Here is an 11,016-nt window from a genome sequence, read left to right as displayed (position 1 = left end):
AATTATGGAATTTTTCAATAATTTAGAAATTTTCTGTATTTTTTGAAAACAGTATGTTATAATAGTATCAATCATGAAAGAAAGTTATGGTTAGGAGGAACCATTTATGAAGATCACTTCAAATTGGAAACGTGTTGGATTAGGTGCAGTGACCTTGCTGTCGGCAGTGACCTTAGCAGCTTGTGGAGGTAGCAGTTCATCTTCGTCATCATCAAAAAACGAAATCAACTGGTGCATTCCAACTGAAATCAATACGTTAGACATTTCAAAAAACACTGATACTTACTCATCTATTGCCATTGGTAACTCAGGTAGTAACTTGCTTCGCCGCGATAAAAAAGGTGAATTGAAACCTGACTTGGCTGAAAAAGTTGAAGTTTCTGACGACGGTTTGACTTACACAGCAACCTTGCGTGATAACTTGAAATGGTCAGACGGTAGCGACTTAACTGCTGAAGATTTTGTTTACACATGGCAACGTATTGTTGACCCAACAACAGCTTCAGAGTATGCTTACCTTGCTTCTGATGCACACGTTTTGAATGCCGAAGAAGTAATCGCTGGTACTAAGAGTGTTGACGAACTTGGTGTTAAAGCAGATGGCAATAAAGTTATCTTTACTTTGTCTAGCCCTTCACCTCAGTTCATGAGTCTTCTTTCGTTTACAAACTTCATGCCACAAAGCAAAGCATTTGTAGAAAAAGCAGGTGCTGATTACGGAACAAACTCAGACAAAGCCCTTTACTCTGGTCCATACACTGTTGAAGATTGGAACGGTACAAGTGGCACATTCAAGTTGGTTAAAAACAAATACTACTGGGATGCTGACAATGTGAAAAACGAAAAAGTCATCATTCAAACCATCAAGAAACCAGATACAGCCGTTCAAATGTATAAAGACGGCGAACTTGATGCAGCTGGTATCTCAGGTACAGAAGCCATCTACAACGCTAACAAAAACAATAAAGACGTTGTCCAAGTTCCAGAAGCAACAACATCTTACCTGGTTTATAACGAAACTGGTACTGTACCAGCTTTGACAAATACTAAAATCCGTCAAGCTCTTAACTTGGCAACAGACCGCGAAGGTATCGTTAAAGCCGCTATCGACACCGGTTCTAAAGCAGCAACTGCCTTGGTACCTTATGGACTTGAAACGTTGCCTGATGGTACAGACTTGACTGATTACGTTGAGCCAGGTTATAGCTATGATGAGAAAGAAGCAACAAAACTCTTCAAAGAAGGTTTAGCAGAATTGGGTACAGACTCTGTTAAATTGACTATCACATCAGATGCTGATAGCCCAGTTGCAAAAGCGACTGTTGATTACCTCAAACAAACTTGGGAAGAAGCTCTTCCAGGATTGACTGTTGAAGAAAAATTCGTTACCTTCAAACAACGTCTAGAAGATACTAAGAACCAAAACTTTGATGTTGCCCTTGTTCTTTGGGGTGGTGACTACCCAGAAGGTTCAACATTCTACGGCTTGTTCACATCAAATTCATCATATAACTATGGTAAATTCTCAAACACTGATTACGATGCTGCTTATAAAAAAGCTATCACAACAGATGCTCTAGATCCAGAAGCAGCTGCTGAAGACTACAAAGAAGCAGAAAAAATCCTTTACGAAAATGCTTACTACAACCCAATCTACTTCCGTAGTACAGAATCACTTCAAAATCCTTCATTGAAAGGACTTGTTCGTAACTCAACAGGATTATCAGTTGACTTTACTTACGCTTACAAAGAATAAGGCTTAGGTTATTAAACAAGGTAGGGTTTACCTACCTTGTTTTCTTTGTGCTTTGAAAATGCTACAATAAAAAGAGTGCCATTATAGAAAGGTTAGTATGCGTTTAGATAAATTTTTAATTGAAGCAGGGTTGGGATCGAGAACAGAGGTCAAGCAATTGCTCAAGAAAAAACAAATTTGTGTGAATGATAAGATTGAAACGTCAGCAAAACGCCAAATAGATGCCTCAACTGATGAGATTGTCTTTGACAATCAAAGACTTGTTTATGAAAAATACGTTTATTATCTCTTGAACAAGCCAAAAGGGGTTATTTCAGCTACGGAGGACAACCATCATCAAACGGTTTTGGATTTGTTGGATAAAACGGCTTGGGATAAGGAAGTCTTTCCAGTGGGGCGTTTGGATATTGATACCCATGGGCTTTTGCTATTGACCAATAATGGGAAACTAGCTCATGCCATGTTATCACCTAAAAAACACGTGGAGAAAACCTATCGTGCCAAGGTGGCTGGTGTGATGACAAAAGAAGACGTAGCTGCTTTTGCTGAAGGGATTACCTTGAAAGACTTTGTTTGCCAGCCTGCTCGATTGAGCATTTTAGAGGTTGATAAGGTCACGGATACGAGTTTTGTTGAGATTACGATTAAAGAGGGAAAATTTCATCAGGTGAAACGCATGGTTCAATCTTGCGGGAAAACCGTGGTGGATTTGCAGCGCATCAGCATGGGACCTTTACAATTGGATACCTCGTTAGCATTGGGAGAATGGCGTCGCTTAAGTGCTGAAGAAGTGGCTTCTTTAGCAGAATTTGGTGTGGAATTGTAGTAGTTATTTGATTATTTGCTGCTTTAATGTTATGATAATAGGTATAAAGTAAATGAGCGAGGTATGTAATAGTGGCATTTGGTGAAAACGGACCGCGTAAAAAAACGCTATTTGAAAAATTAACAATGGTAGTTGTTATCTTGATGCTTCTTGTAACCGTAGGAGGCATTGTAGCGGCTGCTATCGGTTCTATTATGTAAGAAACGCTGAAGAGGCGTTTTTTTATGCTTTAGTGCAATTTTAATGAAAGAATAGGAAATAATCATGAGTATGTTTTTAGATACCGCAAAAATCAGTGTCAAAGCTGGTCGTGGCGGTGATGGAATGGTTGCATTTCGTCGTGAAAAATACGTTCCCAACGGTGGACCTTGGGGTGGTGATGGCGGAAAAGGAGGCTCAGTCATCTTTAAAGTGGATGAAGGTTTGCGCACCTTGATGGATTTTCGTTATAACCGCATTTTCAAAGCCAAATCAGGTGAAAAAGGTATGACTAAGGGAATGCATGGTCGTGGGGCAGAGGACTTGATTGTTCGAGTGCCGCAAGGAACGACAGTACGCGATGCCGAAACTGGCAAAGTTATCACTGACTTGGTTGAAAATGGTCAAGAATTTGTAGTTGCTCGTGGTGGACGTGGTGGACGCGGTAATATCCGCTTTGCGACTCCGCGTAACCCTGCACCTGAAATTGCTGAGAATGGTGAGCCAGGTGAAGAGCGTGAATTGCAGTTGGAATTGAAAATCTTGGCAGATGTTGGTTTGGTCGGTTTCCCATCAGTTGGTAAATCAACCTTGCTAAGTGTCGTGACAGCCGCTAAACCTAAAATTGGTGCTTATCACTTCACCACAATCGTGCCAAACCTAGGTATGGTTCGCACCAAATCAGGTGACAGTTTTGCTATGGCTGATTTGCCAGGCTTGATTGAAGGGGCTTCGCAAGGTGTTGGACTTGGAACACAATTTCTTCGCCATATTGAGCGCACTCGCGTTATTTTGCATGTGATTGATATGTCAGCTAGCGAAGGACGTGATCCGTACGAAGACTATCTAGCGATTAACAACGAGCTTGAAACTTACAATCTTCGTTTAATGGAGCGCCCACAAATTATAGTGGCTAATAAGATGGATATGCCAGAAGCCGAAGAAAACTTGAAAGTCTTTAAGGAAAAATTGGCTGCGAATTACGATGATTTCGAAGAAATGCCAATGATTTTCCCAATTTCAAGCTTGGCACATCAAGGTTTGGATAATCTTATGGAAGCAACAGCAGAATTGCTTGCTAAGACAGATGAATTCTTGCTTTATACTGATGATGACATGGTGGATGAAGAAGTTTACTATGGCTTTGATCCAGACGAACCTCCATTTGAGATTTCACGTGATGACGATGCAGCATGGGTATTGTCAGGTGAAAAACTTGAAAAGCTCTTTGTCATGACCAATATGGAACGCGACGAATCTATAATGAAATTTGCCCGTCAATTGCGTGGTATGGGTGTCGATGAAGCCCTTCGTGAACGCGGAGCCAAAGATGGTGATATCGTCCGAATCGGTAACTTTGAATTTGAATTTGTAGATTAACCTGCCACTTGTCGTTGATAGCATAGTTATCTAACGATAGGAATTGTGATGATTTATAATTGATCTTATATTGTATTTTATTGGGGGTTCTTATGGGAGATAAACCGATATCTTTTAGAGATAAAGATGGGAATTTTGTATCAGCAGCCGATGTTTGGAATGCTGAAAAGCTAGAAGAACTGTTCAATACATTAAACCCAAATAGACGTTTGCGGTTGGAGCGCGAAAAGTTAGCCGCAAAAAAAGCAGGAGAAATAAAAGAATAAAGCCTGCTTACTTTAAAAACCTAGCCTATATGGCTAGGTTTTTTATCTAGAGTAAAAGTATTATAGCTGCAAAATGACAACACTCCTAATAGATTTAGAGAGTTACTAGTTCCTGATAAAAATAATATTGATTTTTATCGGGAGCTAGTAAGAAATCAAGTTATCTACCTGATAGTAGATAACGTAAAAAGTCGAGATACTTTAGCATCCGACCATTTTCAAAAGGTTATTAGCAAAAAGAGCAAGTTCGATAATAACTTGCTCTTTTTGCTAATAAGTGAGTTAGCTAAGTGTTATAACACTTAGCGTAGAAAAGCCAGCAACTTTAGTTGTTGGCTTTTCTTACTCAGTTACACGTTCAAGACTTTATCTAGGAAGTCTTTTAGACGTGGGTGCTGTGGGTTGTCGAAGATTTGTTCTGGTGTGCCGTCTTCGATAAATTCACCGCCGTCTGTGAAGATAACGCGGTTCGCCACTTGGCGTGCAAATCCCATTTCGTGGGTTACAATCAACATGGTCATGCCTTGTTCTGCCAAGTCTTTCATAACGTTCAATACATCCCCGACCATTTCAGGGTCAAGGGCAGATGTTGGTTCGTCAAAAAGCATGATATCAGGTTTCATGGCCAAACTACGAGCGATGGCGACACGTTGTTTTTGTCCTCCAGATAGGCTATCTGGTTTGGCATCGCGTTTATCTGCAAGGCCAACTTTTTCAAGCAATTCCATCGCGTGTTTTTCAGCTTCTTCCTTGCTTTCTTTTCCTAATTCGACAGGAGCGAAAGTGATGTTTTCAAGCACGGTCATGTGTGGGAAAAGGTTGAAATGTTGGAACACCATACCGATGTTTTCACGGGCTTTATCGACGTTCGTTTTAGGGTCAGAAAGTTCGTAACCGTCAACGATGACTTTACCGCTAGTGATGGTTTCAAGTAAGTTGAGTGTGCGTAGGAAAGTTGATTTTCCTGAACCAGATGGTCCAATGATACAAACAACGTCTCCTTCATGAAACTGAGTGGTAATTCCTTTTAAGACTTCATTGTCTCCGTAAGATTTATGTAAATCTTGAACATCAATTTTCAATTCTGACATTACTTAAGCCTCTTTTCTAACAGTTTTGCTAAACGAGTCAAAAGGGTAATCATTACGAGGTAAATAACTGCTAAGATAGCGTACATACGGAATGATTGGTAGTTACGGGCGATAATGATTTTACCTGTTTGGAAGAGTTCCACAAGACCAATCGCTGACATGATTGTTGTATCTTTCAATGAGATAACGAATTGGTTGATAAAGCTTGGTAGCATGAGGCGAACAGCTTGAGGTAAAATAACTTTGCGCATGGTTGTGCCGTATGAGATACCCAAACTACGGCTGGCTTCCATTTGACCTTTTGGTACGGCTTCAATTCCTCCACGGACAATTTCGGCGATGTAAGCACCAGCATTTAGTGAGAGGGCGATAGTCGCTGCTAGGAAGTCGTTGATAGGGCTTTGGCGACCTGTGATTGATTCGATAAGGTTTGGAATTCCCCAGAAAATGAAGGCCGCAACAATCATTAGTGGGATACCACGAATCACGTCAACAAAGACTGCTGAGATACCACGTAGGACTTTATTTGGAGCGACAGCCATCATACCAAAGATGATACCGATAACAGTGGCAATCGCAAATGAAATCAAGGTTAAGCCAAGGGTTGTTCCTAAACCAGCCAACAATTGACGGTAGTTGTTTTTAAGAAGTCCCCAAATCGTTGTTTCATTCACGCTTGAATCAGATGATGAGCTAGATGTATCTGAAGAAGTTGTGAGGTATTTAGCAACTAATTTGTCGTAAGTACCGTTTGCTTTAAGGGCTGCAAGTCCGTTGTTGAACATTTCAATCAATTCAGGATTTGAACCAGCTTTAACGGCAAATCCGACGGTACCTGAAGCTTCACCAGGAATTGGTGTTTCAAAGTTGCGTCCTTGTTGGATAGCGTAAGCCAAAACAGCTTCATCATCCATCAAGGCATCAATTGAACCTGAGTTCAAACTATCGTACATTGTAGAAGCTTCATCAAAAGCTTTCAAAGTGTAGTGGTATTGATCAGCGTGTTCTTCCAACCAAGTGTAAGAAGAAGTACCGTTTTTAGCTCCAACGGTTTTACCAGAAAGGTCTTCGTATGATTTAACAGAGCTTCCTTTTTTAACCGCTAGGATGATATTGGTTGTGTAATAAGGATCTGAGAAGTTAAAGATAGCTTTACGGGCATCTGTGATAGTCATTCCCGCGATAACCCCATCAGCTTGTCCTGATTGCACTGCATTGAGTGCTGCATCAAAGCCGATATTGTTGATTTTGATGTTGAAACCTTGTTGTTTGGCAATGGCCTTAATCAAGTCCATATCAAAACCAGTATAGGTGTTATTACCGTCTTGGTATTCAAATGGTGCAAATGATGTATCAGATGCGATGATATAAGTATCTTTGACTGGAGTGGCTTTGGCCTTAGCGTCACCAGTTGATTCTAATTCACTAGTGTCTTCGCCTAGCCATTTTTTCATAATAGCATCATAAGTACCGTCTTCCTTCATAGAAGCAAGACCTTCGTTAAATTCATCGATAAGGTATTCGTATTGGCTACCTTTTTTAACGGCAAAGGCAAAGCTACCGACTTTTTCGCCGTCCATGTTAATGGCGTAATCTTTACCTTGTTTGATAGCGTATTGAACAACAGGTTCGTCGTCCATGGCAGCGTCAATAGAACCAGCATCAAGGCTGTTATTCATAAGATCACTGGTATCAAATGTTTTGATGGTGTAACCGTATTTTTCTTGATTATCTTTCAAGAAGCTTTGAGAAGCGGTTCCGTTTTTAACCCCGATGGTTTTTCCTTTAAGCTGTTTGTAGCTTGAAATTTTAGCGTTGCCACGTGTATATACAACAACAGCGGTATCGTAGTAAGGATCAGAAAAAGTGAATAATTTCTTACGAGCGTCTGTGATTGTCGTACCAGCCATCAAGGCATCTGCTTGTCCAGACTGAACGGCATTTACCGCCGCATCAAAACCTGGGAAGGTCATATCAACGTCCCAGCCTTCGCGTTTGGCAACTTCATTGATAATATCAACGTCAATACCTTTATAGGTTTGATCTGAGTCTTTAAATTCAAATGGGGCATAGGCGGTATCTGACACAATCTTAATCGTATCAGCGTGCGTCGTCTTTGCACCCAACACAAAGAATACAGAGAGCATAGCTAGCATAAGAGCTTTCAATTTGTGCTTCATGTTAGTCTCCTTTTTGGTTAGTAATAGTGCTATTATATCAAAATTCACAAGTTAAGGCAAATTTAAGTAACAGACGATGTTAGAAAATATAACATAAAAATGCCAGTTGCTTTAAGAAGTCTAAAGCAGATTTTCCGTCAAACTTGTGTTAAAATGAGGACATCAAAGCAATGGAAGAGGAAGGCAAAACATGATTGATAGGGTAACAGATAATCAGTTTAAATTAGTATCAAAATACCAGCCTGCTGGTGACCAGCCAGAAGCAATTAAGGAATTGGTTGATAATATTGAAGGCGGTGAAAAGGCGCAGATTCTGTTGGGAGCAACGGGAACTGGTAAAACGTACACGATGAGTCAGGTGATTGCTCAGGTTAACAAGCCAACCTTGGTCATTGCCCACAATAAAACCTTGGCGGGCCAGCTTTACGGGGAATTTAAGGAATTTTTCCCTGATAATGCCGTGGAATATTTCGTATCTTATTATGACTATTACCAACCTGAGGCTTATGTGCCATCAAGTGACACTTATATTGAAAAAGACAGCTCGGTGAATGATGAAATTGATAAATTGCGTCACTCGGCGACCTCTGCCTTGCTGGAACGTAACGATGTGATTGTTGTCGCATCGGTGTCTTGTATCTATGGTTTGGGTTCGCCCAAAGAATATGCAGATAGCGTGGTTAGCTTACGTCCTGGACAAGAAATCTCACGTGATCAGTTGTTGAATGACTTAGTGGACATTCAGTTTGAGCGAAATGATATTGATTTCCAACGTGGGCGTTTTCGTGTGCGCGGTGATGTGGTTGAAATTTTCCCAGCCAGCCGTGATGACCATGCCTTTCGTGTGGAATTTTTCGGGGATGAAATTGACCGTATCTGCGAAATTGAAAGTTTGACAGGACGAGTGCTTGGCGAGGTGGAACACTTGGCGATTTTCCCAGCCACTCACTTCGTGACCAACGAAGAGCACATGGAGCACGCCATCAAGGAGATCTTGGCGGAAATGGAAGAACAGGTCAAACAATTTGAGTCAGAAGGCAAACTCATCGAGGCGCAACGTATTCGCCAGCGGACAGAGTACGATGTGGAAATGCTCCGCGAAATGGGCTACACTAGCGGTGTCGAAAACTATTCTCGCTATATGGATGGTCGTTCAGAAGGCGAGCCACCGTTTACCTTGCTAGACTTTTTCCCAGAGGATTTTCTCATCATGGTGGATGAAAGTCACATGACCATGGGACAAATTAAAGGCATGTATAACGGGGACCGTTCGCGTAAAGAAATGCTGGTTAATCACGGTTTCCGTTTGCCAAGTGCCTTGGATAATCGTCCTTTACGTCGGGAAGAGTTTGAAAGCCACGTTCACCAAATTGTTTATGTGTCAGCCACTCCAGGTGACTACGAGCTAGAGCAAACGGATACCATTGTTGAACAAATCATCCGTCCGACTGGATTGCTTGACCCTGAGGTTGAAGTGCGTCCGACCATGGGACAAATGGACGACCTGCTGGGTGAAATCAATGCCCGTGTGGAAAAAGGTGAGCGAACCTTCATTACCACTTTAACCAAGAAAATGGCAGAAGACTTGACCGATTACTTGAAGGAAATGGGCGTCAAGGTCAAATACATGCACTCAGATATTAAGACGCTAGAACGGACAGAAATCATTCGTGACCTGCGTCTGGGCGTCTTTGATGTCTTAATTGGTATCAATTTGCTGCGCGAAGGAATTGACGTGCCTGAGGTTAGCTTGGTGGCCATCTTGGATGCTGACAAAGAAGGTTTTTTGCGAAATGAACGTGGCTTAATCCAAACTATCGGACGAGCTGCTCGTAATAGTGAGGGACACGTTATCATGTATGCGGACAAGATTACCGAATCCATGCAAAAAGCCATGGATGAAACGGCTCGTCGTCGTGAAATCCAAATGCGTTACAACAAAGAACACGGCATTGTCCCACAAACCATTAAGAAAGACATTCGTGATTTGATTGCGATCTCGAAAACGGCTGACACCGACGTGGCAGAAGATATTCCTGATTACAACAGCATGACGAAAAAAGAACGCCAAGACACCATCAAAAAACTCCAAAAACAAATGCAAGAAGCCGCAGAAATCCTTGACTTTGAACTGGCAGCCCAATTACGCGATATGGTGCTAGAATTAAAGGCGATGGATTAATAATAGGATAAATTCATCCTATTATTTTGTTTTTCGTCATTAAAAATGATATGATAATCAAAAAGGAGGGCAATCATAATGCAAATCGATCTTGAAAATTTAGTTCCAATCACTGAGGCAAATCAAAATTTTTCTAAAGTAGCTCGTATGGTTGACAATAAAGGAACGGCTGTTATTTTAAAGAATAATAAACCTAAATATGTCCTGCTTGATTACAATACCCTAGTTCAAGAAGAACAAGAAGAAACAGTTGTTGCAGATCAAGCTAGTGTTGATGATGTGGCAAATGCTATTTTGTCAAGACATTTAGATGCTTTTAAGGAACTCGCAAAATGAAACATTTAACCGTTGAACAGGTTATTGCCCTACATAGTCAATTAATTGCAGCTTCTGGAGGTGTAGATGGTGTTCGCGACAAAGGATTAGTCGAATCATCGCTTTCTAAAATTGTCGATGTTTATTTTGGAGTTGATCGCTATCCAACTATTGAAGAGAAGGCTTCTAGGCTATGTTACTCTTTGATTAAGAATCACGCTTTTTTAGATGGTAATAATCGTATAGGTATTTTTGTGATGCTCGTACTCCTAGAAATTAATGGTATTGTACTGGAGTGTACAGATGAAGAATTAGTTCATCTTGGGATTGGTATAGCAGCATCACAAATAACGTATGAAGCTATTTTAGATTTTGTAGAAAATCATTGATTTTCGTATATGAGGAGGACGAGATGTCACGTTCACAAAATGTGATTTTAACCAATATGTGTCTGATTGAGGACGATCGGGGGCGGTTGGTGATGCAGATTCGGGACCCAAAACGTTATGCTTGGTCAGGAGCTGCTCTACCAGGTGGACACATTGAGCCGCATGAAAGCTTGGTTGAATCGGTTATTCGTGAAATTAAGGAAGAAACGGGCTTAACCATCAAACACCCGCAATTAGTTGGCATGAAACATTGGTACACCAAGGACGATGAGCGTTATCTGGTCTTTCTTTATCGCACGTCTGAATTTGAAGGTAACCTTCGTTCGTCTGATGAGGGCGAAGTCAAATGGGTATCTCGACAAGAGTTGCCACAACTTCCTCTTGCCTATGATATGCTGAATTTACTTCGTGTCTTTGATGAGGATAATCTCAA

Annotated in this window: 11 protein-coding genes; 9 read left to right on the top strand and 2 right to left on the bottom strand. The window is 41.0% G+C overall.

The features are described 5' to 3' along the window. Nucleotides 1-106 precede the first annotated feature (106 nt). The 5 genes from B3473_RS03350 (at nucleotide 107) to B3473_RS03330 (ending at nucleotide 4,426) form a co-directional block, all read left to right on the top strand. Nucleotides 107-1,756, top strand: coding sequence for a peptide ABC transporter substrate-binding protein (locus tag B3473_RS03350; protein WP_235281086.1), 1,650 nt, complete (start codon nucleotides 107-109; stop codon nucleotides 1,754-1,756). A 97-nt stretch (nucleotides 1,757-1,853) separates the two neighbouring features. Then, nucleotides 1,854-2,582 (top strand): pseudouridine synthase, encoded by a 729-nt coding sequence (locus B3473_RS03345; RefSeq protein ID WP_154454677.1) that lies wholly within the window; start codon nucleotides 1,854-1,856, stop codon nucleotides 2,580-2,582. A 71-nt stretch (nucleotides 2,583-2,653) separates the two neighbouring features. Continuing rightward, nucleotides 2,654-2,782 (top strand): DUF4044 domain-containing protein, encoded by a 129-nt coding sequence (locus B3473_RS03340; RefSeq protein WP_167829270.1) that lies wholly within the window; start codon nucleotides 2,654-2,656, stop codon nucleotides 2,780-2,782. Nucleotides 2,783-2,846: 64 nt separating this feature from the next. Next, nucleotides 2,847-4,160 (top strand): GTPase ObgE, encoded by a 1,314-nt coding sequence (gene obgE / locus B3473_RS03335; RefSeq protein ID WP_154454678.1) that lies wholly within the window; start codon nucleotides 2,847-2,849, stop codon nucleotides 4,158-4,160. A gap of 92 nt (nucleotides 4,161-4,252) precedes the next feature. Next, entirely contained in the window at nucleotides 4,253-4,426 is a 174-nt protein-coding gene (locus tag B3473_RS03330) for a hypothetical protein (protein ID WP_154454679.1), read from the top strand. A 350-nt stretch (nucleotides 4,427-4,776) separates the two neighbouring features. On the opposite strand, the gene B3473_RS03325 is transcribed toward B3473_RS03330, so the two are convergent. Together B3473_RS03325 and B3473_RS03320 are read right to left on the bottom strand one after the other, a co-directional pair. Next, nucleotides 4,777-5,517, bottom strand: coding sequence for an amino acid ABC transporter ATP-binding protein (locus B3473_RS03325; RefSeq protein ID WP_154454680.1), 741 nt, complete (start codon nucleotides 5,515-5,517; stop codon nucleotides 4,777-4,779). Further along, the gene (locus B3473_RS03320) at nucleotides 5,517-7,697 is read right to left on the bottom strand and encodes an ABC transporter substrate-binding protein/permease (protein ID WP_293652158.1); all 2,181 of its coding nucleotides are present in this window, start codon (nucleotides 7,695-7,697) and stop codon (nucleotides 5,517-5,519) included. Before B3473_RS03320 ends, B3473_RS03325 begins: the two co-directional genes overlap by 1 nt. Nucleotides 7,698-7,887: 190 nt before the next feature. Between B3473_RS03320 and uvrB the strand changes: the two genes are divergently transcribed. From uvrB to B3473_RS03300, 4 genes are all read left to right on the top strand, one after another. Continuing rightward, a complete protein-coding gene (uvrB, locus tag B3473_RS03315) occupies nucleotides 7,888-9,879 on the top strand; it encodes an excinuclease ABC subunit UvrB (protein ID WP_154454682.1) in 1,992 nt (663 codons plus the stop codon). Nucleotides 9,880-9,957: 78 nt separating this feature from the next. Beyond that, a complete protein-coding gene (locus B3473_RS03310) occupies nucleotides 9,958-10,215 on the top strand; it encodes a type II toxin-antitoxin system Phd/YefM family antitoxin (protein WP_168260579.1) in 258 nt (85 codons plus the stop codon). Next, a complete protein-coding gene (locus tag B3473_RS03305; RefSeq protein ID WP_154454684.1) occupies nucleotides 10,212-10,583 on the top strand; it encodes a type II toxin-antitoxin system death-on-curing family toxin in 372 nt (123 codons plus the stop codon). The genes B3473_RS03310 and B3473_RS03305 overlap by 4 nt, the downstream gene beginning before the upstream one ends. Nucleotides 10,584-10,606: 23 nt before the next feature. Then, nucleotides 10,607-11,016 (top strand): 8-oxo-dGTP diphosphatase (locus B3473_RS03300; RefSeq protein ID WP_293652157.1); only part of this gene is annotated, 410 nt, incomplete at its 3' end.

The organism is Streptococcus sp. UBA632, assembly GCF_002300045.1.
Lineage (GTDB): Bacteria > Bacillota > Bacilli > Lactobacillales > Streptococcaceae > Streptococcus > Streptococcus alactolyticus.
Note: the sequence above shows the minus strand (reverse complement) of the source record. Positions and strands in the feature narration are given on the sequence as shown.